The 24,916-nt window shown below is 27.3% G+C and carries 24 protein-coding genes; 7 read left to right on the top strand and 17 right to left on the bottom strand.

Annotation, left to right across the window (positions count from 1 at the left end):
• Positions 1-3 precede the first annotated feature (3 nt).
• From sufU to AMN83_RS03430, 6 genes are read right to left on the bottom strand one after another with little or no spacing between them, the layout of a single operon-like run.
• Positions 4-468 carry a Fe-S cluster assembly sulfur transfer protein SufU gene (gene sufU, locus AMN83_RS03455; protein WP_075504284.1) on the bottom strand — a complete coding sequence of 155 codons (465 nt, stop codon included), beginning with the start codon at positions 466-468 and terminating at the stop codon, positions 4-6.
• Positions 468-1,685, bottom strand: coding sequence for an aminotransferase class V-fold PLP-dependent enzyme (locus AMN83_RS03450; protein ID WP_075504283.1), 1,218 nt, complete (start codon positions 1,683-1,685; stop codon positions 468-470). The genes sufU and AMN83_RS03450 overlap by 1 nt, the downstream gene beginning before the upstream one ends.
• Positions 1,682-2,929, bottom strand: a complete 1,248-nt coding sequence (gene sufD / locus AMN83_RS03445; protein WP_075504282.1) for a Fe-S cluster assembly protein SufD — start codon at positions 2,927-2,929, stop codon at positions 1,682-1,684. Before sufD ends, AMN83_RS03450 begins: the two co-directional genes overlap by 4 nt.
• Positions 2,930-3,664, bottom strand: a complete 735-nt coding sequence (gene sufC, locus AMN83_RS03440) for a Fe-S cluster assembly ATPase SufC (RefSeq protein ID WP_075504281.1) — start codon at positions 3,662-3,664, stop codon at positions 2,930-2,932. It lies immediately after the preceding gene.
• A 1-nt stretch (position 3,665) separates the two neighbouring features.
• The gene (gene sufB / locus AMN83_RS03435; protein ID WP_075504280.1) at positions 3,666-5,108 is read right to left on the bottom strand and encodes a Fe-S cluster assembly protein SufB; all 1,443 of its coding nucleotides are present in this window, start codon (positions 5,106-5,108) and stop codon (positions 3,666-3,668) included.
• Between the two features lies 1 nt (position 5,109).
• Positions 5,110-5,535 carry an Rrf2 family transcriptional regulator gene (locus AMN83_RS03430; RefSeq protein ID WP_075504279.1) on the bottom strand — a complete coding sequence of 142 codons (426 nt, stop codon included), beginning with the start codon at positions 5,533-5,535 and terminating at the stop codon, positions 5,110-5,112.
• Between the two features lie 148 nt (positions 5,536-5,683).
• On the opposite strand from AMN83_RS03430, the gene AMN83_RS03425 reads away from it, so the two are divergent.
• On the top strand, positions 5,684-6,328 hold the full coding sequence (locus AMN83_RS03425; RefSeq protein WP_425304144.1) for an alpha/beta hydrolase: 645 nt from the start codon (positions 5,684-5,686) through the stop codon (positions 6,326-6,328).
• Here AMN83_RS03425 and AMN83_RS03420 read toward each other — a convergent pair.
• A complete protein-coding gene (locus AMN83_RS03420; protein WP_075504277.1) occupies positions 6,322-7,467 on the bottom strand; it encodes an anhydro-N-acetylmuramic acid kinase in 1,146 nt (381 codons plus the stop codon). The two genes, AMN83_RS03425 and AMN83_RS03420, sit on opposite strands and share 7 nt — an antisense overlap.
• Before the next feature lie 45 nt (positions 7,468-7,512).
• Here AMN83_RS03420 and tyrS point away from each other — a divergent pair, with 45 nt between their 5' ends.
• Entirely contained in the window at positions 7,513-8,742 is a 1,230-nt protein-coding gene (gene tyrS / locus AMN83_RS03415; protein ID WP_075504276.1) for a tyrosine--tRNA ligase, read from the top strand.
• Here the strand turns inward: tyrS and AMN83_RS03410 are convergent.
• The 3 genes from AMN83_RS03410 to AMN83_RS03400 all read right to left on the bottom strand — a co-directional run bounded on the left by AMN83_RS03410 (position 8,739) and on the right by AMN83_RS03400 (position 14,595).
• Positions 8,739-11,168, bottom strand: coding sequence for an AsmA-like C-terminal region-containing protein (locus AMN83_RS03410; RefSeq protein WP_075504275.1), 2,430 nt, complete (start codon positions 11,166-11,168; stop codon positions 8,739-8,741). The genes tyrS and AMN83_RS03410 overlap by 4 nt on opposite strands.
• Positions 11,158-12,259 (bottom strand): peptide chain release factor 2 gene (gene prfB / locus AMN83_RS03405; protein WP_425304143.1). Its coding sequence is split into 2 segments (ribosomal slippage): positions 11,158-12,189 and positions 12,191-12,259, totalling 1,101 coding nucleotides; the frame shifts between segments, so codons are not numbered across the junction. Before prfB ends, AMN83_RS03410 begins: the two co-directional genes overlap by 11 nt.
• Entirely contained in the window at positions 12,259-14,595 is a 2,337-nt protein-coding gene (locus AMN83_RS03400; RefSeq protein WP_075504273.1) for a penicillin-binding protein 1A, read from the bottom strand. The genes prfB and AMN83_RS03400 overlap by 1 nt, the downstream gene beginning before the upstream one ends.
• Before the next feature lie 99 nt (positions 14,596-14,694).
• Between AMN83_RS03400 and AMN83_RS03395 the strand changes: the two genes are divergently transcribed.
• Positions 14,695-16,512: an Rne/Rng family ribonuclease gene (locus AMN83_RS03395; RefSeq protein ID WP_075504272.1), complete on the top strand. Its 1,818-nt coding sequence runs from the start codon at positions 14,695-14,697 to the stop codon at positions 16,510-16,512.
• Here AMN83_RS03395 and AMN83_RS03390 read toward each other — a convergent pair.
• Positions 16,505-17,278 carry a thiazole synthase gene (locus AMN83_RS03390; RefSeq protein WP_075504271.1) on the bottom strand — a complete coding sequence of 258 codons (774 nt, stop codon included), beginning with the start codon at positions 17,276-17,278 and terminating at the stop codon, positions 16,505-16,507. The two genes, AMN83_RS03395 and AMN83_RS03390, sit on opposite strands and share 8 nt — an antisense overlap.
• 1 nt (position 17,279) lies before the next feature.
• A complete protein-coding gene (gene thiS / locus AMN83_RS03385) occupies positions 17,280-17,498 on the bottom strand; it encodes a sulfur carrier protein ThiS (protein ID WP_075504270.1) in 219 nt (72 codons plus the stop codon).
• A gap of 16 nt (positions 17,499-17,514) precedes the next feature.
• On the opposite strand from thiS, the gene aroQ reads away from it, so the two are divergent.
• Genes aroQ through accC form a run of 3 tightly spaced genes read left to right on the top strand, consistent with a single transcriptional unit; the run spans position 17,515 to position 19,726 of the window.
• Positions 17,515-17,964: a type II 3-dehydroquinate dehydratase gene (gene aroQ / locus AMN83_RS03380; RefSeq protein WP_075504269.1), complete on the top strand. Its 450-nt coding sequence runs from the start codon at positions 17,515-17,517 to the stop codon at positions 17,962-17,964.
• The gene (locus AMN83_RS03375; protein ID WP_075504268.1) at positions 17,951-18,385 is read left to right on the top strand and encodes an acetyl-CoA carboxylase biotin carboxyl carrier protein; all 435 of its coding nucleotides are present in this window, start codon (positions 17,951-17,953) and stop codon (positions 18,383-18,385) included. The genes aroQ and AMN83_RS03375 overlap by 14 nt, the downstream gene beginning before the upstream one ends.
• Before the next feature lie 3 nt (positions 18,386-18,388).
• Entirely contained in the window at positions 18,389-19,726 is a 1,338-nt protein-coding gene (gene accC, locus AMN83_RS03370) for an acetyl-CoA carboxylase biotin carboxylase subunit (RefSeq protein WP_075504267.1), read from the top strand.
• Here accC and AMN83_RS03365 read toward each other — a convergent pair.
• Both AMN83_RS03365 and AMN83_RS03360 read right to left on the bottom strand, forming a co-directional pair.
• Complete coding sequence (locus AMN83_RS03365) at positions 19,723-20,130, bottom strand: DUF2155 domain-containing protein (protein ID WP_075504266.1); 408 nt, start codon at positions 20,128-20,130, stop codon at positions 19,723-19,725. The two genes, accC and AMN83_RS03365, sit on opposite strands and share 4 nt — an antisense overlap.
• The gene (locus AMN83_RS03360; protein WP_075504265.1) at positions 20,093-20,452 is read right to left on the bottom strand and encodes an NADH-ubiquinone oxidoreductase subunit NDUFA12 family protein; all 360 of its coding nucleotides are present in this window, start codon (positions 20,450-20,452) and stop codon (positions 20,093-20,095) included. Before AMN83_RS03360 ends, AMN83_RS03365 begins: the two co-directional genes overlap by 38 nt.
• Positions 20,453-20,565: 113 nt before the next feature.
• Here AMN83_RS03360 and AMN83_RS03355 point away from each other — a divergent pair, with 113 nt between their 5' ends.
• Positions 20,566-21,390: a TSCPD domain-containing protein gene (locus AMN83_RS03355; protein WP_075504264.1), complete on the top strand. Its 825-nt coding sequence runs from the start codon at positions 20,566-20,568 to the stop codon at positions 21,388-21,390.
• 1 nt (position 21,391) lies between these two features.
• On the opposite strand, the gene aspS is transcribed toward AMN83_RS03355, so the two are convergent.
• From aspS to AMN83_RS03340, 3 genes are read right to left on the bottom strand one after another with little or no spacing between them, the layout of a single operon-like run.
• The gene (gene aspS, locus AMN83_RS03350) at positions 21,392-23,176 is read right to left on the bottom strand and encodes an aspartate--tRNA ligase (RefSeq protein ID WP_075504263.1); all 1,785 of its coding nucleotides are present in this window, start codon (positions 23,174-23,176) and stop codon (positions 21,392-21,394) included.
• Positions 23,177-23,839, bottom strand: coding sequence for a P-loop NTPase family protein (locus tag AMN83_RS03345; protein WP_075504262.1), 663 nt, complete (start codon positions 23,837-23,839; stop codon positions 23,177-23,179).
• Positions 23,826-24,914, bottom strand: coding sequence for a hypothetical protein (locus AMN83_RS03340; protein ID WP_075504261.1), 1,089 nt, complete (start codon positions 24,912-24,914; stop codon positions 23,826-23,828). Before AMN83_RS03340 ends, AMN83_RS03345 begins: the two co-directional genes overlap by 14 nt.
• Between the last annotated feature and the right edge of the window lie 2 nt (positions 24,915-24,916).

Raw genomic sequence — 24,916 nt, 5'->3', positions numbered from 1 at the left:
AATTTAATTTTCCGTTTTTACTTCCTCTGTTTTTTCATCAAAAGCAGAAACCATTGTATGCCAAGATAAAGTTGCACACTTAACTCTCATTGGATATTGCTTAACACCAGATAAACACATTAGTTTAGTTTTTTCATCTTCGCTCAAATACTTAGATTTTAATTTAGGATTTTCCTTAATCATTCCTAAAAAATCCTCAACTATCTCTTTAGCCTCATGCTCATTTTTTCCCTTAATTAAATCTGTCATTATAGAAGCTGAAGCCATTGAAATCGCACAACCACTACCTTCGAAGGATGCATCTTCTACAATTTTTTGTCCATTTAGTTTTAAATAAACATGAACATTATCACCACAAAGTGGATTATTACCTTTTGCGTCTTTATTAAAACCTTCTGTCTTTCTAAGATTTCTAGGATTCTTACCGTGTTCTAATATAATTTCTTGATAAAGTTCTTTTAAATTCATTATAAATTAAATATTTTTTTACAGTTGTTTATTGACTCATTCAACTGATCTAAATCCTCTTTTGTATTATAAATACCAACCGATGCTCTTGCGCTAGCTGGAATATTTAATTTGTCATGTAGAATTTGACAACAATGATGTCCTGCTCTTATTGCAACCCCGTCTTCATCCAAGATAGTAGCTATATCATGAGGGTGAACTCCTTCTATAGTGAATGATAAAACCCCTCCTTTATTTTTTGGATTTCCGATAAGTTTAACTGAGTTATTTTTTTGTAATAGTTCTTGCCCGTATTCAACTAAATCAGCTTCATGTTTCATAACATTTTCAATACCAATGCTTTCTAAAAATTTTATTGATTGGTCAAAAGCAATTACTTGTGCTGTAGCCATAGTACCAGCCTCATATTTATTAGGTAGTTCACCATAAGAAATCCTATCTTTTTTAACTTCATTTATCATTCCTCCACCACCTTGGTATGGAGGTAATTCTTCTAACCATTTTTTTTTACCATATAGAACTCCCAAACCTGTAGGTCCATACATTTTGTGACATGAAATTGCATAGAAATCACAATCTAAATCTTGCATATCTAGTTTTAAATGTGGCGCTCCCTGACATCCATCGACTACAACAATTATTCCTTTTGAATGTGCAAGCTGGGTAATTTCTTTTACAGGTAAAATTGCACCTGTTACATTCGACAGATGAGTAATAGAAATTAATTTTGTTTTTGGAGTTATTTTCTTTTCTATTTCTTCAAGGGTAATTTCACCTTCTTCATTTATTTCAGCAAAATTAATTTTTATATTTTTTGATTTTCTTAAGAAATGCCATGGCACATAATTTGAATGATGCTCAAGTTCCGTAATTAATACCTCATCACCCTCCTGTAGGTAACTTTGGCCTAATGTATTAGCAACTAAATTTAATGCTTCTGTAGCACCTTTTGTAAAAACAATTTCATTTTTATCTTTAGCGTTGATATATTTTTGAACTGATGATCTTGTGTTTTCGTATAAATTTGTTGCTGCTACAGCAAGATAATGAACACTTCTTCCAACGTTAGAAAATTGTTTGGTATAAAATTCATTAATTCTATCCACAACTATTTTTGGTTTTTGTGAAGAATTTGCACTATCTAAATAAACTAGATCATTATTTTGAATTTTTTCATCAAAAATTGGAAATTCTTTTTTTATCTGATCAATATTCATTCTTTAATTCCAAGCATATTTTTTATTAAGTTTTTTATTTCTGAGTCAGTAATTTTTTCCACAACGTCAAGCAGAAAACCATTAATCAATAGCTCCCTTGACTGCTGATAACTTAAACCTCTAGACATTAAATAAAATATAGAGTCTTCATTTAAACTGCCTGATGCTGAACCATGCGAACACTTAACGTCATCAGCATAAATTTCTAGTTCTGGCTTGGCATTAAACTCCGATTCTTTATTTAACAATATTGCTTTACTCAATTGGTATCCATCAGTTTTCTGAGCATCTGAATTTACAAATATTTTGCCTTGATACACTGCTTTAGAGGTTTGTTCTAAAACACTTTTAATTAATTGATAACTTTTTGTATTTTCAGTTAAGTGATTTATTATTGATCTAATTTCGTGATGTTTATCATTATTCAATAAAAAAACACCATTAACAAAAGCTGATGCATAAACTCCGTTTAAATTACAGTTTATCTCATTTTTAGAAAAATTTGATCCAGAAGATAAAATAAATGTTTCAGAAATACTGTTCTTGTCTTGATCAATATTATTAAAAGAATACTTAATATTTTTATTCTCAAATTTATCTACTTTATAGTTTTTTAAAACAGCATTTTCCTTTAATTCAAAGTTATAAAATATATTTAAAAAATTCTTTTCAGATACATCATTAAACAAATCAATTAATCTTAATGAGCTATCTTTATCTAGTTCAAAATTAAGTCGTAAATTAATGTTTTTAGACCAAATTTTTGAATTTGTTGTATGATAGATAATAAGAGGTTTTGCTAACTGATAACCTTTTTTTACCAATATTTTAAAACATTTATTAGTAAAGGCATTATTTAAGTCAGATAATGAATTGCTATTTTCAAATTCATTTATAGTTTCTGATTGATCAATTATTTCTATTTGATCTTTTTTTTCATATTCAAAATCAATTTTTTCAATTCTACCATTTATAAAAACTATTTTGTTGTGCTCTAATCCATCTACAAATACAGAGGTATCAACTTTATTAGTAGAAGCTTGATCATTATAAAAACTAAGTTCTCCAATATTATTTTTTATTATTTGATTAAGATCTGAAAATTTCCAATCTTCTTCTTTTTTATTAGGAAAACCTTTGTCTATAAAATTATCTAAACAAAATTTTTTTATCTCAATATCTTTTTGAGATAAACTTAAATTTTTTATACTATTATAAAAATCTTTTTTTAATTGTTCTTTCATTTAATTAAAATTTTCGTATCCTTTTTTCTCTAATTCTAAAGCTAAATCAGGACCACCAGATTTTACAATTTTTCCATTCATCAAAACATGAACAAAGTCAGGTTTTATATAATCAAGTAATCTTTGGTAGTGTGTAATAATTAAAAATGAATTATTTTTATCTCTTAATGTGTTAACTCCATCTGCAACAATTTTTAAAGCATCAATATCTAAACCAGAATCTGTTTCATCTAAAATTGAAAGTTTTGGAGCTAGCAACGACATCTGTAAAATTTCATTTTTCTTTTTTTCACCTCCAGAAAAACCAACATTTAATTGTCTGTTTAATTTTTCCTCATCAAATTTTAATTCTTTAGACTTTTCTTTTACCAATTTTAGAAACTCAATAGCATCAAGCTCTTTCTCTCCCCTAGCTTTTCTAACTGCATTTAAAGAAGTTTTTAAAAATATATTTGTATTTACACCTGGAATTTCTAAAGGATATTGGAAAGCTAAAAATATACCCTTGTGTGCTCTTTCCTCTGTTTCAAGTTCAAATAAATCTTTTTCTTCAAAAAGAACTTCCCCAGAAACTTCATAACCTTTTTTTCCAGATAGAATATTTGATAATGTGCTTTTTCCAGATCCATTAGGGCCCATAATTGCATGAACCTCACCGGGATTTATATCTAAGGATAGTCCGTTTAAAATAGACTTATTATCGATGGTTGCATTTAAATTATTTATTTTAAGCATATTAACCAACACTTCCTTCCAGACTGATACCTACAAGTTTTTGCGCTTCTACAGCAAATTCCATAGGTAGTTGTTGCAACACTTCCTTACAAAAACCGTTAACAATTAAGCTAACAGCTTCCTCTGGATTTAGTCCTCTTTGTTGACAATAATGTAGCTGCTCTTCACTAATCTTGGATGTGGTTGCCTCGTGAGCAATATTGGACTCAGAATTTTTGTTTTTTATATAAGGCACAGTGTGAGCTCCACATTTATTTCCCATTAATAAAGAGTCGCACTGAGTATAATTATTTGAATTTTTTGCTTTTGATGAAATATCAACTAAACCTCTATAAGTCATATCAGAACTACCAGCTGATATTCCTTTCGAAATTATTTTACTTTTAGTATTTTTGCCTAAATGGATCATTTTGGTACCTGTATCTGCTTTTTGGTGGTTGTTAGTAATAGCTATTGAATAGAACTCACCAACAGAGTTATCTCCTTTAAGAATACAACTAGGATACTTCCAGGTAATTGCAGAACCTGTTTCAACTTGTGTCCATGAAATTTTAGAATTTTTACCTTTGCACAAACCTCTTTTGGTGACGAAATTATAAATTCCACCTTTGCCATCTTGATCTCCTGGATACCAGTTCTGAACAGTTGAATATTTTATTTCTGCATCATCGAGCGCAACTAGCTCTACATTAGCAGCATGTAATTGATTTTCATCTCTCATTGGAGCTGTACATCCCTCTAAGTAACTTACATAACTTCCTTTATCTGCAATAATTAAAGTTCTTTCAAATTGACCTGTATTAGATGCATTAATTCTAAAATAAGTTGATAGTTCCATTGGACATCTAACACCTTCTGGAATGTATACAAATGAACCATCTGTAAAAACTGCTGAATTTAATGTTGCAAAAAAATGATCACTTATTGGAATTACAGATCCTAGATATTTTTTAACTAATTCAGGGTGATTTTGAATTGCTTCTGATATAGGACAAAATATAATTCCTTGTTTAGTTAATTCATCTTTAAATGTAGTGGCTACAGAAACTGAATCAAATACAGCATCAACAGCTATTCCATTTAATCTCGCTTGCTCTTGCAAAGGAATTCCAAGTTTCTTATAAGTTTCTAAAAGTTTAGGATCCAGTTCATCTAAGCTTTTTGGCTTATCTTTCATACTTTTAGGTGCAGAATAATAATATAAATCTTGATAATCTATTTTTGGAAATTTAGGTTTCTGCCAGTCAGGTTCTTTTAATACTTTAAATCTTTCAAAAGCTTTTAGTCTAAACTCAAGCATCCATGCAGGTTCTTTTTTAATATTAGATATAAATTTAATGACATCTTCATTCAAACCTTTTGGAGCTTGAATATTTTCTATGTCTGTCGAAAAACCATACTTATAGTCTTTTAAATTATTTATTTCTTTTTGTCTGTTATCCATTCTAAACTCTTGTTTCTTTGTTGTTGTTTAATAAATCTTTCAGGCTTTTATTTTCAAAAAATGTATTTATGTGTATCTCTAATTCGTCCCATAAATTATGAGTAATGCACTTTGTAGCTTTGCCGTTGCATCCTTTTTTAGATTCTTTTTTACATTGAACAGTTTTTACTTTTTCATCAACTGCATGAAAGATATTTGTTAATTTTATATCATTTGGATTTTTATTAAGAACGTATCCTCCTTGCTTTCCTCTTATACTTTTAACAATTTGGTTTTTTTTTAATTTAGAAAAAATTTGCTCTAGGTAATCTAAAGATATACCTTGTCTTAATGATATATCTCTTAGTGATACTGGATTGATATTATCAAACCTAGCTAAATCAACTAATGCCATTACAGCATATCTACCTTTGGATGTAAGTTTCATTTTTTACCCTTAAATTGTGAGTTTTTATACATACCTGACTAAAATGGTCAAGTTTAGAGTGTAAAAAAAAACTAACATATTGTCGCTGACTTATGATAAACGTACATTTTTTTGAGAATAATAATCAATATCGCTTATGGACAATAAAATTTTAGAAATATTTATACCTGGTCCTGCTGGAAGACTTGAGGCTAAATATTATAAAAGTAAAAAAAATACTTCACCAATTGCTTTAGTGTTACAGCCCCATCCTCAATATGGAGGAACGATGAATAATAAAGTAGTAGTAGATACTTTCCATGCATTTATGGATAACGATTTTTCGGTGTGCAGAGTAAATTTCAGAGGTGTTGGTAAAAGCGATGGAGAATTCGATAATGGTCAAGGCGAACTTGCTGATGCAGCAGCTGCTTTAGATTGGTTAGAAAGAGAAAATTTTGACAATTCACAATGTTGGGTTACAGGATTTTCATTTGGATCTTTGATTGCAATGCAATTATTAATGAGAAGACCAGAAATAAACAGATTTATAGCCATTTCACCACAACCAAATGTTTATGATTTTTCTTTTTTATCTCCATGTCCAACTTCAGGCTTAGTTGTTTATGGTAAAAAAGATGAATTGGTACCAGTAGAATACATTACAGAGTTAGATAAAAGATTAAGTGCTCAAAAAGGAATTAAAGTAGAATTTAATACAATATCAGAGGCTAATCATTTCTTTTCAAAAACAAGTGATACTTTAGTAAAGCATCTTGATAAATATATAAAAAAAGAAACAGCACTTTATTGAAAATTTTCTGCTAATTTTCCACCAACTGTAAATTCTTTACATCCAGTTGTTGTACTGAAAGAAATTGGTAAATTTAAAAAAGACCTTATAGCCAAAAATGCAAATGCCTGGGATTCAATATAATCACCATTTAAATTATAATTATCTATAAATTTCAAATTAATACTATTTTCATTTGATATGTAATTATTTATACGACTTATTAAATTAAAATTTTTTCTTCCACCACCACAGAGTAAAAATGTAATACTATTTTTTTGACCAATATATTTTAAGCCTTCTGCAATCAAATACGCTGTAAAATCTGTTATAGTAGCACAACCATCTTCTAGGGACAAACCTCTTGCAAAAGATACATCGAAATTTTTAATATCTAATGACTGAGAGTAAGAATTTATTTTAAAATTATCTATTGCTTGATTTAAAATTAATTGATCAACTTTCCCTACTGTAGCTAGTTCACCATTTTTATCAATTTTTTTATTTGAATTCTTTCTTACCCATTCATCAATTAAACAATTACCAGGACCTATATCAAAAGCAAAAAGGTTGTTTTGGAAATTATCTGAGTCATTGATAACTTTTGTAACATTTGCGATACCACCAATATTTAAGAAACCTACTGGAAATTTAACATTAAAATTTTGATTGATTTTTTTTGATAAAATATAATGGAAAATTGGTGTTAAAGGTGCACCTTGACCATTGTTTTTAATATCCGCTTGTCTAAAATCATAAATGACTTTTTTTTTGACCATTTGAGATAACAATTTCCCATCTCCTAATTGATTAGTAATTTTCTCACTTGGGTTATGAAAAATTGTTTGTCCATGAAAACCTATCAAATCAATGGGATCTCTATACTTTTTTAATGATTGATTAACTGCATCGGCATGAAAAAGAGTTAAATTACGCTCTAATTCTCTTAATTTTTCTGAATTATGTAAAAGATCTTTCTTTGTTAAAACTAAATCTCTTAATCGAACTAACTGATCCTGAAGATTTTTATCATACTCATAATAATCATCTAAAATGTTTGAAAATTCATCGTATCCATCTGAACTAATTATAGATAAATCAATACCATCCATAGATGTTCCGCTCATTAGTCCAATTGCAGTATATAATTTTTTTTTCATTGATATGTTTTTTAAAAAAAATTTGTATATTGTAACTATAAACTTATGAATAAATTTTTAAAAGAATTTAAAGATAGAGGTTTTTTCTATCAATGCACAAATGAAGATGAACTATCTAAACAATTAGATGAAGAAAAGATAAAAGGTTACATAGGTTTTGATTGTACAGCTGAAAGCTTACATGTGGGTAGCTTACTTCAAATAATGTGTTTACGACTACTTCAAAAAAATGGACATCGACCAATAGTTTTACTTGGTGGAGGAACTACAAGAATTGGGGATCCATCTGGTAAAGATAAAACTAGAAAAATATTAAGTGAGGATGAGATTGAAAAAAATATTAAAAATATCAAAAATATTTTAAAAAAATTTTTAGATAATGATGATCCGAATACAAAGCCAATATTTGTAAACAATTATACTTGGCTTAAAAATTTAAATTATATTTCGTTTTTGAGAGATATCGGAAAACATTTCACGATAAATAGAATGCTAACATTTGATAGTGTAAAACTCAGATTAGATAGAGAACAATCTCTAAGCTATATGGAGTTTAATTATATGATTTTACAAGCATATGATTTTCTTGAATTAAATAAGAAAGAAAATTGTGTCTTACAAATCGGAGGTTCAGATCAATGGGGAAACATTGTTAATGGTGTTGAGCTAATTAAAAGATATTCTAATAATCAAACCTTTGGTTTAACAACTCCATTAATTACACTAGCAACTGGTGCTAAAATGGGAAAAACTGAAAGTGGGGCTATTTGGTTAGATGAAAAATACTTATCAGCTTATGATTATTGGCAATTTTGGAGAAACATAGATGATAGAGATGTAATTAAATTTTTAAAAATGTTTACTGAAATTGAAATTAAGGAAATAGAAACAATTAAAGATAAAGATATAAATGAATTAAAAATACTACTTGCTAATAAAACCACAGAAATGTTACATGGAAAGGAAGCAGCTAAAAATTCTGAACAAGCAGCAAAAGAAGCTTTCTCCGGAAACACTCTGGGTTCGAACTTACCTAAAGTTAATATTCAATCAAATAAAATAGAAGAAAAAATAAATATAGTAGACCTTGTTTTATTATCTAAACTAGAAAACTCGAAAAGCGAAATCAGAAGGCTTATAAAAGGGAATGCGGTAAAAATTAATGACGATGTTATTTTAGATGAAAAATTCGAAATCAATAAAAATTTATTTAAAGATAATTATCTTAAACTTTCCCTTGGAAAAAAAAGACATATCAAAATAGAATTAAATTAATTTTTTTTAATTTTCTCTAAAGTTCTAGTAATAAACCTGGGTGTTAGAGTTTTTATAGGATTTACAGTAGTTTCTAAATCTTTAGGGGGACCTTTAATTTTAAAGCTGACACCAAAAACACCATCGCCTACTTTCTTTCCAATCAATAAATCTCCAAGTAAAGGTATTGAAGCGATAGATCTATTAATTGTTGTCGCTGGAACCAAGGTTCCTCTTAAACTAATTAATTTATCCTCCTCAATGTATCCTTCCAATAAAATAGATATTGCTGGACCAATTGCATATAATTCTTGAATTTTCATTAGTTTATCTTGATTAGTAAAATTCATTTCAAAATCTGTAAATCTAATCCCCTCTCCTGTAAGTAAGTCTGCTATTCCCTGAAGAGATGCAAGAGCCAACAACTTAGCTAACGCTGGAATTTCTTTAACTTTAAAATTATCAATTACTAATTTAGAGGTTGAGACTCCATCTTTTTTTAAGGAGTAAAAGTCTAAATATCCTTCTCTATCATCTTTAAATCCTTTAATGAATTTATATCTATCTACTAGGGGTTTAGCCTTAGATGAGAAAAGGGTGGTAATTTTTTCACCTTGATCATTTGTTCTAATTGTAAATTTTATATTTTGCGAATTATTATAAAGGGCCAAAATATCTGCTTCTTCTACTTTATTATTAATAATTTTTATCTTTCCATTTAAATCCTTAACAAAGTGTATTTTATCAAAGTAAACTTCCTTAAAATTTAGATCCATACTTACGTTATTTTCAAAAAGATTGTTTTCTTTTTTATCATTGGTATCTAGTAAATTCGAAATTAAAGAATTTGCATTAAATGAGGTGCCATCAATTAAATAATTTTGGCCTTCTACTTTTTTTATATTGTAATTATTTTTTTTGTTTTCTGTATCTAAATAATTAAAATTTGCCTTATCAATTTTTATTATTTGATTAGAATCATTAAGAAATAAATTCTTGATTTTAATGTTATTATTTTCATCATTAATAATAAAGCTATTTATATTAAGATTTTTATTATTTTTTAATTCTCCATTAATTTGAAGATTCATTTTACTTTTATCTTGTTTTTTAAAATTAATATTGTCAATTTTAAATTTTGTATTTTTTACATTTAAATTAGTATTAAAACTTATTTTATTTTCATTTTTCTCAATAAAATAATCAATTTCTTCAAAATCTTTATCGATTTTAATTTTTCCAGAACCAGAAAAAGATAGATTATTATTTTTAAAATTAATTTTTAATTTTTGATTATTAAAATTTAAATTTTCATTAGTTTGAGGGAAGAAAATTTTTAAAAACTCTTGCTGCTCTAAAAATATATTTTTTAAAAATAACTCTGACTCTATACTTAAATTCTTATCTTTTTTATTTATAGAATACTTAATTTCATCTATTTCTCCAGTATTTAACTGAATTTGTCCCTCACCGTTAATTGATAAATTTTTGTCCTTATATTTTAGATTTAATTTATGATTATCGAGTAAAATTAGATCATCAACTTGTGGAAAATAGTTATTAATTATTTTTAAATTTTTATATTTTAGCTGAGTAATATTTATATCAGAATTTAAAATAATATTTTTAACTTTGAATTTTTCATCTATTTCCAAAGAAAATTCATTATTTGTTTTAAATTTAGCATCATCAACAATTATATTTTCAAAACTTAAATTTAATAATTTTAATATATTTGAATTTAAACTTGATTGATCGTTTTCAACAATAGCATCAATTAAAAAGCTATTGTTTTTCTTTTTTACGTTTATTTTTTTTGAAATAAAATTTACTTCTTCTGCTTTAAAATTTATTTCATCAAAGAGATAATTATCTTTTTGAAAATTGAAATTAAAATTTATATTTTTAAAATTAGCCTTATTTAAAAAATTAATACTTGCATCTTTTATTATACCTTCAATTCCATAATCATTTTTAATTTTGCCATTTTCATCGATATTCAAACTCAGATCTATAATTACATGACCTTTTTTTACAATTTTTTCTAATATAAATAACTCAGGTTTGTTGGTTGTTGTACGAATAAATTTAATTAAATCATTTAATAATATAGACTTAGTCGTCACTTCTATATTTGACGATGAAATCTTATTTTTAATTAAAGAACTGATCGAAACTTCAGTTTTTATGGTTTCTAATGATAAAGGTCTTTTAGAAATATATACAGTGGTACCAACTGTTTTTGCATAAATTTTAAGTTTAAAAGGATCTAGGATTAATTTAATTTTTTTTAAATCTATATCTATCTTTTTATTTATTAGTGAAATTTTTTTTTTAATTTGGTCGTTAAATTTATCTGTCTCTAGACCTACTGTGCTAAGGTAAACTATTAAAATAACTAACACTGACAGAAGTAAGATAAAATATTTTAAAATATTATTTTTCATTTAATTTATAAAGCGATTGTTCTAAAAATTCATCTATATCACCATCTAACACTTTATCAGGACTAGTGCTTTCAAAATTAGTTCTATTATCTTTTACAAGTCTATAAGGTTGAAGTACGTATGATCTAATTTGATGGCCCCAACCTATTTCAGATTTAGAACTTTCAACATTTTGACTTTCTTCCTCTCTTTTTTTAATTTCATAATCATATAATCTCGCTTTCAACATATTCATACATGTTTCTTTGTTTTTATGTTGAGATCTTTCATTTTGACATTGAACAACAATTTTTGATGGAATGTGTGTTATTCTAACTGCGCTATCAGTAGTGTTAACGTGCTGACCGCCTGCTCCACTAGAACGATAAGTATCTATTCTTAAATCTTTTTCTAAAATTTCTATATTTATATTTTCATCTACAACTGGATAAATCCAAACACTTGCAAAACTTGTATGCCTTCTTGCTCCAGAATCAAATGGGGATATCCTTACTAGTCTATGTATTCCCGACTCTTTTTTTAACCATCCAAAAACATAATCGCCATCTATTTTAATTGTTGCTGACTTTATACCAGCCTCGTCACCTCTATGTTCACTAATCAAACTTGACTTAAAATTTTTTTTATCAGACCATTTTAAATACATTCTTCTTAACATATCGGCCCAATCTTGACTTTCTGTACCTCCAGCTCCAGCATGTATTTCTATGTAACAATTTAAAGGGTCTGCTTCATTAGATAAAAAACATTTAATTTCATTTTTTTTAACTTCACTTCTTAAGTCTTTAATATTTTGAAGAACTTCTTTTTGGACCTGTAAATTCTCTTCTTCAAGCGCCAGTTGATTTAAATCATCTAGATCTTTAAGTTTTTCAACATTGTTATTTAAAGAGTTAGTTAAATCTTCATAAAATTTCTTTTCTTTGATTACTTTTTGAGAGTTATTTTTATCTTGCCAAAAATCGGCACTCAGCATTTGTGAATTTAAAGATTGCAGTTTTGAATGGATATTGTTTTTTTCAAAGATACTCCTGTATTTTTTGATTTATCTTTTCAATTTCTTCTTTAAAATTTTGATAATTATTATCCATTAGTAAAACTTTAATATATTATTTGAATCTAATCTATCTGAATTTGTATAAAGTACTTTTCCATCAACTACATTTTCTTTTTTAAAAACCTCAATAATAGTATTCTTTGAGTTAAATTTTGCTTTTTGACCAGTTAAAGGGTCAACAACCATCATCACTGTTCCTTTAGCAGCCTTAAATGGTCTTGCATCATTTTTGTTAATAGAATCACTTATAAAACTTTTGAATATTGGCAAAGCCGTTTTAGATCCTGTTTCATATTTTCCTAATGGAGTTGGATTATCTGAACCAACATAAACACCAACTAGTACATTTGAGGTAAAACCTATAAACCAAGTATCTGTATTTTTATTTGTTGTTCCAGTTTTACCTGCAATATTTAAATTTAAGTCTTTTAGTTTTTTAGCTGTACCTCTTTTAACAACTCCTTCTAAAATTGATGTCATTTGAAAAGCTGTTTCTGGAGAAAAAATTTGCGTATAGTTATTTTTAATCTCTGGATAATCGTTGGTTAAATAAGAAATTTGATCACAATTAATACATTTTCTTTTATCATTATTAAAAATAGTATTTCCCTCACTGTCCTGAATTCTATCTATCAGTATTGGTTCAACAAGTTTTCCTCCATTAACAAAAACTGAATAAGCAGATGTAAGTTTTAATAAAGTTGTTTCAGCAGATCCCAAAGATATGGATAAAAGTTCTTCTGGATTATCATAAATTTTTAATGCTTTTGAAAAATCAACTATTTTCTGTACACCAAGATTTTGGGCTATTCTTACTGTCATTAAATTTCTAGATTTCTCCAAACCAACCCTTAAAGTCGAAGGTCCATAAAATTTTTTTCCATAATTTTCTGGTTTCCACATTTTTAAATCATCTCCTTGGTCTAAAACCAGTGGTGCGTCTAGAACTAATGATGTTGGTGTAAAATTGTTCTCTAAGGCTAATGCATAAACAAATGGTTTAAAAGCTGATCCAGGTTGTCTTTTAGCTTGAGTTGCTCTGTTAAATTCACTTTTTTTAAAACTAAAACCACCACTTAGTGCTAAAACTCTTCCAGTAAATGGATCCATCACAACAATTCCACCATTTACCTTTGGTAATTGTTGTAAGTTAAAAATATTTTCTTTAAAATTTTTAACATAAATAATATCACCGGTTTTTAATAATTTATTAAATTCTTTTTTTGTCCAAGAAATACTCTGATATTCAATTACGCCCTCAATATTATCTTCTGTTTCTATTTCTGCTGAAAATTTATTTATTTTTTTGACTATTGCTAATTTCCAATTAATTGAATTTTCTAATTTATACTTTTCTAAATCTTTTTTCCATTCTGAATTATAAATCTTGTTAGTAAGTGGCCCTCTCCATCCCTTTCTTTTATCATATGCTATTAATCCATCTCTAAGTGATTTTGTTGCAATTGTTTGTAAATTTAAGTCTATTGGAGTATTGATATTAAAACCTTGTTTGTAAACTTTATCATAGCTCAAAGTTTCAATTACGCTCTTTCTCACATCTTCAATAAAATATTGGGCATCCTCTAAATAAATTTTTTTATTTTTTTTTAAAATTATTTCCTCATTTGTCAGTTTTTCATACCATTCTAACGTTAGATAATTGTTTTCTAATAAATTTTTTAAAACTAAATTTCTTCTAAATTTTGCTACATCTGGATCTCTATACGGATTATATCTACTAGGTGCTTTGGGCAAAGCTGCCAACAAAGCAGCCTCTGAGTAATTTAAATCTTTAATAGATTTATCAAAATATTCTAAGCTTGCAGCAGCTACTCCATATGCTCCACTTCCAAGATAAATTTGGTTTAGATAAAGTTCTAAAATTCTTTCTTTAGATAAAGCTCTTTCTATTCTAAAAGCTAGAATTGCTTCTTTAATCTTCCTATTTAAACTTACTTCATTTGTTAGTAAAAAGTTCTTTGCTACCTGTTGAGTAATTGTAGATGCTCCCTCCAATCTTTTAGATGATAAAATATTTGAAATATTGTTTATTACAGCTCTAATAACACCTTTTGCATCAACACCTGGGTGTTTGAAAAAATTTTTATCTTCAGCAGATAAAAATGCATTAATTACATTTTTAGGGATTGAATTATATGGAACAAATACTCTTTTTTCTTGAGAAAAATCTGCCACCAAATCGCCATTACCAGAGTAAACTTTACTGGAAACAGGGGGTTTATAATTTTTAAGAAATTTATAATCGGGTAAATCATTCGAATAAGTCCATAATATACTTAATATCAAAATGGCAGATAAAAGAATAAAAGACGAAGTTAAAACAAAGATATTTCTTAAAATTTTATTCATTTTAATTTCATTATATCTCGGAATTTGTTAAAGATATGGCAAGAAAATAAAACAAAATTTTAAAATTAAATTATTAATGAAATTAACATTCACAAAATTATGGAAAAAAATTTGTATATTGATGCTTCGCATCCTAACGAAACTAGAGTTGTTCTTAAATCGGGCGAGAATATTGAAGATTACGAGTACGAAGGTCTAAAAAATAACTTAATTAAAAATAATATTTATTTAGGCAAAGTAAGCAGAATAGAACCCTCTTTACAAGCAGCTTTTGTTGATTTTGGAAGAGAGAGACATGGTTTTTTATCTTTTAATGATATTCAGTCAGATTATTATCAAATACCAAAAGCAGATTTAGAAAGAATCAAAGAGGAAGAAGAAAAAGCTAGAGAAGAACTTTCAAGAGAAGTTGAGGCTAAAGAAGAAGAAAATATTGCTGAAGGAAAACTAGAGATTGATGATCCTATAGAAAAGATATCAGAAGAGCAAACAGAAGAGGATTCGAATACTAAAGAAAATATTTCTGAAAAAGAAAATTTAGGTGATGTAAAAGAAAAAAAAAAGGAACAGAGATTTAAATTTAAAAAGTATAAAATTCAAGAGGTAATAAAACCTAATCAAGTAATTCTTGTACAAGTTATTAAAGACGAAAGAGGTCAAAAAGGTGCTGCTTTAAGTACCTTCATTTCAATTGCAGGAAAATACATAGTATTAATGCCTAATACACCAAAAGGTGGTGGAATTTCCAGAAAAATATTTAATCCAGCTGACAGAAAAAAAATTAGAACAATTCTTAATGAAATAGAAATACCTAGAGAGATGGGTTTGATTGTTAGAACCGCTGGAAGCAACAAAACAAAAAACGAAATTAACAATGATTTAACAACTTTGATTAATACTTGGGGACAAATAAAGGAAAACGCAATTAACTCAATAGCTCCTTCTTTAATTCATCAAGAAAGCGAGATTATTAAAAGAACTTTAAGAGATATGTTAGACGATAATACACAAAATATAGTAGTAGAAGGAAACGATGGGTATAAGAAAGCACAGTCATTCATGAAAACAATGATGCCATCTAGTGTGAAAAAAGTAAAAAAATATAGAGGAAAAGTTCCGCTATTTATTCAAGAAAATATTGAACAAAAGTTAAATCAAATATTTGATTCTGAAATTAAACTTAAATCAGGTGGATATTTAGTTATCAACCCAACAGAGGCTTTGGTTTCTATTGATATAAATTCTGGAAGTTCAATAAAAGGAAAAAATGTTGAAAGCACAGCTTTAGATACAAATATCGAGGCGGCTGAAGAAATTGCAAGACAAATAAAGATAAGAGATTTGTCTGGTTTAATTATCATAGATTTTATTGATATGCTTGGTTATGGAAATAGAAGATTAGTTGAAAGGAAACTTAAAGAAAAATGTAGATCAGATAGAGCAAGAATTCAAATAGGTAGAATAAGTAATTTTGGTCTTTTAGAAATGTCTAGACAAAGGCTTAGGGAAAGTGCGATTAAATGGAAAGTTACATTAACAGATGAGTCTTTCGCTCAAAAACTTTTAAAAATCGTTGAATTAAAAGCTGTAATTAATAAGGCTAAATTTGTTGAATTAAAAGTTTGCGAAAAAATTTCAGATTTTCTTAAAGAAAATTTTGTTAAAGATTTAACCTATTTTGAAAAAAAAAATAAAGTAAAAATAGATATTATTAGCGATAATTCATTAATAATACCTGAGTATATTATAGATATTAAAAATAAATCAAAAAAAACAATTGAGCTAGTGGAATATTACGAGAAACTAAAAAATCTGGAAATACAGAATAAAGAAAGTAAATTTGAAGAAAAAAAAGGGATTAATAAAATAAAAAAAAAAATTTATAAAAAAAAACGATATTATAAAAAAGCTAAATAATTCCTCCTGATGGAGAAGATGGATTGCCCATTAAAATTTTATCTATTCTTCCTGACTTGTACGATTGTCTTCCTGCAATAACTGCATTTTTAAAAGCAAGTGCCATTTCAAAAGGTTTTTTTGCTTTTGCAATCGCTGTATTAACCAGCACTCCGTCACAACCTAATTCCATCGCAATTGTTGCATCAGAAGCTTGACCTAAACCAGCATCTATAATTAATGGAAGTTTGGTTTGTTTTCTAATTATTTGAATATTGATTTTATTTTGTATGCCTAATCCTGAACCGATAGGTGCTGCCAATGGCATAATAGCGTCAGCCCCTGAATTCTCTAAACGCTTAGCCATTAAAGGATCGTCATTACAATAAACCATAACCTTAAAACCCTCTTTAGCTAAAACTTCTGTTGATTTTAAAGTTTCTATCATGTCAGGAAATAAATTTTTTTTATCTCCTAAAACTTCTAATTTAACTAACTTCCAACCACCTATTTCTCTAGCTAATCTTAAAGTTCTCAAAGCTTCTTTTGAATTAAAACATCCGGCAGTATTGGGTAAATATGTAATTTTTTTTGGATCAATATAATCCATCAGTAAAGGCTTATTTTTATCTGAAATATTGACCCTTCTTACAGCAACTGTTACGATTTCTGCCCCAGACAGTTTAATTGCTTTTGCGCACTCAGACATACTTTTATATTTTCCCGTTCCAACAATTAATCTGGAATTAAACTTTTTATTTGCAATAATTAAACTATCTTTTTTCAAATTAACCACCTCCAATAAAATGAACTATTTCAATTTTATCATTTTTATTTAATTTTATTTTATTAATTTTTTTCTTATCTATTATTTCTTCATTAAGCTCAATTGCTACTTTATTTAATGGTATTTTTAGATTTTTTAACACATCAGAGAGGTTAGAATCTTGAGTTATAGATTTAAATTTACCATTTATTTTAATTTTTATTTTTTTTATTTTTTTCATCGTATATAAGTGCTGAATGAATAATAAAATAATTATTATTAATGGTCCAAATCTTAATCTATTAGGAGAAAGAGAACAATCACAATATGGATCAACTACTTTTGACCAACTTAAAGAGAATTGTTCTAAAAAAGCGCAAGAAATTGGACTTGATGTTGAATTTGCCCAATCTAATGTTGAAGGAGAGCTTGTTAATATAATTCAAGATGCTAGAAAAAAATTTGATGGTATAATTATAAATGCCGCTGCATTTACTCATACTTCTGTGGCTATAAGAGATGCTTTAGATTTATTTAAAAAACCAATAATCGAGTTACATTTATCTAATATTTATAAAAGAGAGGAATTTAGACATAAATCACTCATAAGTGGTGTGGTTACTGGAGGAATTTTTGGATTAGGTGCTGAAGGATATATTTTGGCCATAATTTCATTACAAAAGACTTTGCAAAATGAAAATAGATAAAAAAATAATTAAAGAATTAAGCGATTATTTAAATGAATTTAATCTTACTGAAATAGAGATAACTGAAAAGGATACAAAAATTAAAGTATCAAAAAATAATGTTTCAATTAGTAATCAATCACAAGCTATTTCACCCTCATCACCTGCAACAAGTTCAAGGCCTACTCAAACTCAAAATATTAAATCAGGAACTGAAATTACTTCACCTATAATTGGAACTGCTTATCACGCTCCAGAACCTGGTGCTAAAAAGTTTGTTGAGATTGGAAAAAAAATTAAAAAAGGTGATACAATAATGATTGTTGAGGCTATGAAAACAATGAATCATGTTCCTTCAACAGCAGATGGTGTAGTAAAAGAAATTTGTGTTGAAGATGGCCAAGCTGTAGAATTTGGTCAAACTATTATTATCCTAGAATAAATAATGTTTAAAAAAATTTTAATTGCAAACCGTGGGGAAATTGCAGTTAGAATTATTAGAGCATGTAAAGAATGGGGAATTCCTACTGTAGCTGTTCATTCCGATGTAGATAGAGAAAGCATGCATGTAAGAATGGCTGATGAAAGCGTATGTATTGGTTCTCATCAACCAGCAAATAGTTATTTAAATATTCCAGCATTAATGTCAGCAATAGAACTTACAAATGCTGATGCTGTTCATCCTGGATATGGTTTTCTTTCTGAAAATGCAAATTTTGCAAGAATTTTAGAAGAGAATAAAATTAATTTTATAGGAGCTTCATCAAAACATATTGAAATGATGGGTGATAAAATCCAAGCAAAAAGAATAGCTAAAGAAAATGGATTGCCCATTATTGAAGGGTCTGAAGGAGGAGTAAGAGATGTTTCTGAAGCAAAAGAACTTTGTAAAAAAATTGGTTTTCCTGTCTTAATCAAAGCCTCAGGTGGCGGTGGAGGTAAAGGTATGAAAATAGTTTACAAGGAAGAGGAATTTGAGACATTGTTTTCAACTGCAAAATCAGAAGCTCAAAAATACTTTGGTAATGACGAAGTTTATATTGAAAAATTTTTTCAAAATCCAAGACATATTGAAGTTCAAATATTAGCTGGAAAAAATAGAGCAGTTCACCTACATGAGCGGGATTGTTCGGTTCAAAGAAGGCATCAAAAACTGATAGAAGAAACACCAAGTCCAGTTTTAAATGATGAAATAAGAAAAGATTTATTTGAAAGAACAGTAAAAATGGTAGCTAAAATAGGTTATATGGGAGCTGGGACTGTTGAGTTTATATATGAAGATGGAAAATTTTATTTCCTTGAAATGAATACAAGAGTTCAGGTTGAACATCCTGTAACTGAAATGGTTACAGGCGTTGATATAATTAAAGAGCAAATTTGGATTGCTTTTTCAGGAGAAACGGCTTTGAAACAAAGCGATATAAATCCAAGAGGACATGCAATTGAATGTAGAATAAATGCTGAGGATGCTAGTAAAAACTTTCAGCCTTCGCCTGGAGTTATTACAATGTGTCATCAACCATCTGGTTTTAGAACTAGAGTAGATGGCTCAATATTTCAAGGATACAAAGTAACACCCTATTACGATAGTATGGTTTGTAAGTTAATTTGTCATGGAAGAAACAGAACAGAAGCAATTCAAAGAATGAATAGATCTTTAGATGAATTTGTTATTGAAGGAATAACTACAACAATTCCTCTCCATAAAAAATTACTAAACCACAAAAAATTTATCAATTCAGATTTTAACGTTAGTTGGCTAGATAAAGACTCAATTGTTTAATAACAGCTTACCAACCATACATCATAGACAGGGTGATCAAAAGGTTCGATTGAAGGACTAGATGAAAACATCCAACCATTAAAAACAAAAACTTCATCATTATTTTTATTAGTCAGATCTCGAACTTGTATATATGCAGTTATTTCTGGATTATCATCAAATTCTGAATTTTTACATTTCAGACTTTTAATTGATAAATCTTTAAACTTTATTAATTCTCCGTTTTTAAGTTTAAGCAAGGTATTTTTAGAACTTATTTTATCCAAGATTTTTATGTCAGTAAAAGTTCCCTCTAAATTACTTTTTGCGTTTGAGTTTAAAACTAAACAAAAATAAAATAAAAAAACTAAATAGATTAATTTAAAATTATTCTTTCCAACTTGAGTATTTCTTTTTAATACCATCTTGATTTTTATTTGGATAATATGCTGCGTCAGTCCCAGTTAAATTTTCTTGATGTGGTTTTTGCCATTCATATTTTTCTAAGGTATGTTTTTTCTCAATTTTATTTGGTGTAAAATGTATCCAAGAATACCATTCAACAGGAATTTTTGATGCATCAATTGTGTTTGAATAAATAACCCATCTTTTTCCGTTTTTACTCTCATAGTATTTATTACCTAGCTCATCAGTACCAACTAGTTTTCCAAAAAAAATAGTTTTTAGTCTTGTCCCAAAGGTATCCTGATTCCACCATGTGAAAATTTTTCTTAAAAGTGTCAACATAATATTTTTTTTTTTTTCAATTAAAAATTGTAAAATTTAAATTAGACTAAAATATGAATATGTATATAAATTAATTGATTCATTATTCAAATTAAAATTTAAATTGAGGTCAAATGGCAAAGTATTTAGTTGAAACTTATTATACCTGTACCTTTAAAGTAAATCATTATTTAGATGATATTAATGAGGCAGAGTTAAAAAATTTAGAAAAAAGAGATGATGGTAAATTTGAGGTTTTAGACGTAAAACTTGATAATAGAAAAACAAAAAGTCTGGACCCTAAAAACAATAAAGTCCTTGAAAACAACAAGGTAGAAGTAGTTACCGAAACAGATCAAAAAAACCCAAAAAATAAAGAAAGTGTAATAACAAGTATTAACACAGCTAACGAGAGGTCAGGTAAAAGATTTAGCATGCCTGACAGAAGAAAAGGATATATTCAAAAAGCTACTATTGGTGACCACAAAGTTTACTTACATACCGGAGAATATGAAGACGGAAAAATTGGAGAAATATTTATTGATACCAGTAAAGAAGGTGAGCTTGTTAAAGCTTTAATGAATAATTTTGCAATTGCTGTATCTCTAGGTCTTCAATATGGTGTTCCTTTAGATGAGTTTATAAGTGCATTTGTAGGTACAAAATTTGAACCGTCTGGCAAAGTCCATGGTAATGATAGAATTTTAAGCGCTACATCAATTTTGGATTATATTTTCAGAGAGTTAGCTATTTCATATCAAAATAGAGAAGATCTGGCCCATACTCCAGCTATTGGAGGAAATGATGCCATCAATGCAGAAGATCAAAGCTCTGAGGATCAAAATCAATTATTGAAAATTGTAAAAGACATTACCAGTAAAGGTTTTGTTAGAAATAATTATAAAAAAAATCTAGTTGATCTTTCAGATGTAAAAATAAGTTTAAAAGGTAAAAAATAAGTTATTTTTTTGTTTTTAAAGCTAAATTTAATTCTTTCAATTGATCTGGATTTACCTCAGATGGTGCATTCATCATCAAATCTTGTGCGTTTTGGTTCATTGGAAACATAGTAACTTCCCTAATATTTTTCTCATTAGCTAGTAACATTACGATTCTATCAATACCAGGTGCTATTCCTCCGTGTGGAGGTGCGCCATAACTAAGTGCATTAATCATACCACTAAATTTTTCATCTACTTGATTTTTATCATATCCTGCAATCGAGAAAAGTTTATACATAAGTTCTGGTTTATGATTTCTAATTGCTCCTGAAGATAATTCTATACCATTACAAACTATGTCGTATTGGTAAGCAAGTATATCTAATGGGTTTTCAAAATCTTTTTCACTTAAATCACCTTGAGGCATTGAAAATGGATTATGACTAAATTCAATCTTGTTTGTTGATTCATCTTTTTCGAACATTGGATAATCTACAATCCAACAAAATGCGAAAATATTTTCATCAATTAAATCAAGATCTTTTGCAATTTTATCTCTTGCTATTGCAGTAATTTTTTCTAATTCATCTTGTTTTCCACAAGCCATGAAAACACTATCCCCTATTTCGCAGTTTGTTTTATTCATGATTTCAACCAATGCATCTTGAGAAAAGAATTTTCCTATAGGGCCTTTTGCTGAAATATCTTTATCTTTTTCAAAAGTAAAATAAGCTAAACCAGAAGCACCTTCTTCTTTAGCCCATTTATCAATATTATCAAAAAAACTTCTGGGTTTATCTTTTGTATTTTTTGTAACAATACATCTTACTTTAGATCCAGATTTTACTAATTTTTTAAATATTTCAAATGAAACATCTTCTCTTGTAAAAATTTCAGTTATATCGTTTACAATGAGTGGGTTTCTTAAATCTGGTTTATCGGTACCATATTTAAGCATTGCTTCCTTGTATGAAATCTTTGGAAATTTATCAAACATCAATTTTTTAGTTGAAAAATTTTTAAATGTATTAACCATTAACTTTTCAACAACATTAAATACATCCTCTTGTTCAACAAATGACATTTCCAAATCTAATTGATAAAATTCCCCAGGACTTCTGTCTGCTCTTGCATCTTCATCTCTGAAACAAGGTGCAATTTGAAAGTATCTATCAAAGCCCGAAACCATTATTAATTGTTTAAATTGCTGAGGAGCTTGTGGTAGTGCATAAAATTTTCCTGGATTTAAACGACTAGGTACTAAAAAATCTCTAGCACCCTCTGGGCTAGATGAGGTTAAAATTGGTGTTTGAAATTCTAAAAAACCTAATTTAGTCATTTCATTTCGGATGTATGAAATAACCTTGGATCTTAAAATAATATTTTCATGGATTTTTTTTCTTCTTAAATCTAAGAATCTATATTTCAATCTTATTTCTTCTGCATATTCTTGATCACTAAAGATTGGCATTGGAAGTTCTTTACAAGTGCCTAAAACTTCATGCTGCTCAATAACAACCTCTATTTCACCAGTGTCAATTTCAGAATTAATTGTTTCTTTAGATCTGTTAACAACTTTCCCCTCAACTTTAATTACTGTTTCTAATTGCATTTTTTCTAAATCAGAAAAATATTTATTATCTTTATCAATTATACATTGGGTAATTCCATAATTATCTCTCAAATCAATAAATAATAAATTCCCATGGTCTCTTTTTTTATTTATCCAGCCTGAAAGAGAAATTTTTTTGTCTACATCCTCTTTTCTTAATTCATTACACTTGTGTGTTCTGTATTTATTCAATTAAACCTCTAATGCTTCTTTTATAATTTTAAAATCGATTGGTTTTTTTCTTTTTAAACTAATTTCGTCGATTTTATATATGAAATCGGAAATTTTGCCATAAGTTCTATCAATTCTCTTAATTATAAATTCAATAAGTTTTTGGTCTATTGATATTTGACGATCAGAAAGATTTTTTAATATTAGTGCATAAATTAAATCGTCACTAGGTTTTTCAATTTGAGATAAAATAAAATTATTAGATCTTGAATTAAGATCATTTAATTTAAAATTAAAGTCAACTATTGGTATTTTTGAGGTTACTATTAAGTACTTATTATCCTGATCTATTATATTTATAAGTGTAAATAACAAATTTTCATTTATTTTTTCAGTTAAATCCTCAACAATAATATTTTCATATATTTTAATTTGTTGAAGAAAGTCATTATTAATATCTTCTGCATTAATTTTAATTCCTCTGTGCTTTTCTAAAAATATATTTATTAAATGACTTTTTCCTGAAAACTTTTCACCTATTAAGTTTATAAAATTTTTATCCCATTTTGGCCAACTATTTAAAAGGCTAAAAGAGTGTTCGTTGCTGTTTGAAACATAAAAATCCTGATCTTTAAAATTTTGATCATAATCAAATTTGAGTATTTGCTGATTAAGATTTGTCATTTAAAACCCAAATTTTATTTTTAATTTCAAAATTATAATTTTGATCACTCATAACTTCTAAAAACTTATCAGGTGTTCCATTAAAAATAACTTTATAAAAATTATTTCGATTATCGAATTTATAAATTGAAAAATTATATATGAAATCCATATCAGATAAAATTTTTTCAAATTTATTAATTTTTATATTATTAGAGTTATCAATAGAAATATTTAAAGATAACTTTACTGAAGTATTGATTTGATTTTGTGATTTCCAATAATCTTCGTAGACTAATTTTAAATTATCAATAAATTCAAATAACTCTTCTTCTTCATCAAAATTAACTTCTGTATAATTTAAATTTTTTATATTTTTTTTTTGATTGAAAAAAATTTTATTAAATACTCTTATTTTGTTATCATCTTTAAATACAATCATAATTATGTGATCATTTATATTGTATTTATTTATAATTTCTTTGAAGTCGTAAGTTTCTAAAATATTAATATTTTGTTTTATCAATCTAAAATCATCTAAATCTTGAGTGGGTAAGATATAATTTAAAAGACTATATTTTTTGTTGTTTACATTCCAGCTAGAAAATAATTTATCCTCAGAGAACATTGAAACTTGATTTTTATTCTGATCAACAAAAACTGGAATGAATAAGAAATCTTTTTTTACAGGTAAAGACGGAAATACATTTTTTGACTCTAGTAAATCAAATATATTTTTTTTATTAAATGAAACATTCAAAACAAGATAATAAATTTCATCTATGAACTTTTCTTCCTTAATAGAGAAAGTTTCTATCATTCCTTTTATTTTATTAATTGGTGTTTTTTTTAATTTTATTTGATCTTTACTTTGGACAATTGAAAAAATTAGTTCATTAAATGCCTTTAAAAATCCTTTATCAATAATTTCATTTTTATTAAAATTTATTTCAAAAGGTGTTGATATTTCAATATCATTTATAGAAAATGTCTTTGCATGACTATTTTCTGTGGAAAAGAAAATATTTATTAAAGCAAGAAATAAAAAAAAATTATATAAAAGCCTTAATTTATAAAGTTGAGAAATAAATTTCATAA

Origin of the sequence: Candidatus Pelagibacter communis (genome assembly GCF_001180025.1) — a bacterium.
GTDB classification, from domain to species: Bacteria; Pseudomonadota; Alphaproteobacteria; order Pelagibacterales; family Pelagibacteraceae; genus Pelagibacter; species Pelagibacter ubique_A.
This window is presented reverse-complemented; position numbering and strand designations above follow the sequence as displayed.

Bases quoted from the DNA above. Each gene is read 5' to 3' on its own strand.
- AMN83_RS03355 (WP_075504264.1), top strand. From the start codon at position 20,566: ATGGCAAAGTATTTAGTTGAAACTTATTATACCTGTACCTTTAAAGTA.
- AMN83_RS03365 (WP_075504266.1), bottom strand. From the start codon at position 20,130: ATGGTATTAAAAAGAAATACTCAAGTTGGAAAGAATAATTTTAAATTA.
- AMN83_RS03430 (WP_075504279.1), bottom strand. From the start codon at position 5,535: ATGAAACTTACATCCAAAGGTAGATATGCTGTAATGGCATTAGTTGAT.
- AMN83_RS03410 (WP_075504275.1), bottom strand. From the start codon at position 11,168: ATGAAAAATAATATTTTAAAATATTTTATCTTACTTCTGTCAGTGTTA.
- AMN83_RS03375 (WP_075504268.1), top strand. From the start codon at position 17,951: ATGAAAATAGATAAAAAAATAATTAAAGAATTAAGCGATTATTTAAAT.
- accC (WP_075504267.1), top strand. From the start codon at position 18,389: ATGTTTAAAAAAATTTTAATTGCAAACCGTGGGGAAATTGCAGTTAGA.
- AMN83_RS03400 (WP_075504273.1), bottom strand. From the start codon at position 14,595: ATGAATAAAATTTTAAGAAATATCTTTGTTTTAACTTCGTCTTTTATT.
- AMN83_RS03360 (WP_075504265.1), bottom strand. From the start codon at position 20,452: ATGTTGACACTTTTAAGAAAAATTTTCACATGGTGGAATCAGGATACC.
- AMN83_RS03395 (WP_075504272.1), top strand. From the start codon at position 14,695: ATGGAAAAAAATTTGTATATTGATGCTTCGCATCCTAACGAAACTAGA.
- AMN83_RS03420 (WP_075504277.1), bottom strand. From the start codon at position 7,467: ATGAAAAAAAAATTATATACTGCAATTGGACTAATGAGCGGAACATCT.
- AMN83_RS03340 (WP_075504261.1), bottom strand. From the start codon at position 24,914: ATGAAATTTATTTCTCAACTTTATAAATTAAGGCTTTTATATAATTTT.
- sufB (WP_075504280.1), bottom strand. From the start codon at position 5,108: ATGGATAACAGACAAAAAGAAATAAATAATTTAAAAGACTATAAGTAT.
- tyrS (WP_075504276.1), top strand. From the start codon at position 7,513: ATGAATAAATTTTTAAAAGAATTTAAAGATAGAGGTTTTTTCTATCAA.
- sufU (WP_075504284.1), bottom strand. From the start codon at position 468: ATGAATTTAAAAGAACTTTATCAAGAAATTATATTAGAACACGGTAAG.
- AMN83_RS03450 (WP_075504283.1), bottom strand. From the start codon at position 1,685: ATGAATATTGATCAGATAAAAAAAGAATTTCCAATTTTTGATGAAAAA.
- AMN83_RS03345 (WP_075504262.1), bottom strand. From the start codon at position 23,839: ATGACAAATCTTAATCAGCAAATACTCAAATTTGATTATGATCAAAAT.
- thiS (WP_075504270.1), bottom strand. From the start codon at position 17,498: ATGAAAAAAATAAAAAAAATAAAAATTAAAATAAATGGTAAATTTAAA.
- aroQ (WP_075504269.1), top strand. From the start codon at position 17,515: ATGAATAATAAAATAATTATTATTAATGGTCCAAATCTTAATCTATTA.
- sufC (WP_075504281.1), bottom strand. From the start codon at position 3,664: ATGCTTAAAATAAATAATTTAAATGCAACCATCGATAATAAGTCTATT.
- sufD (WP_075504282.1), bottom strand. From the start codon at position 2,929: ATGAAAGAACAATTAAAAAAAGATTTTTATAATAGTATAAAAAATTTA.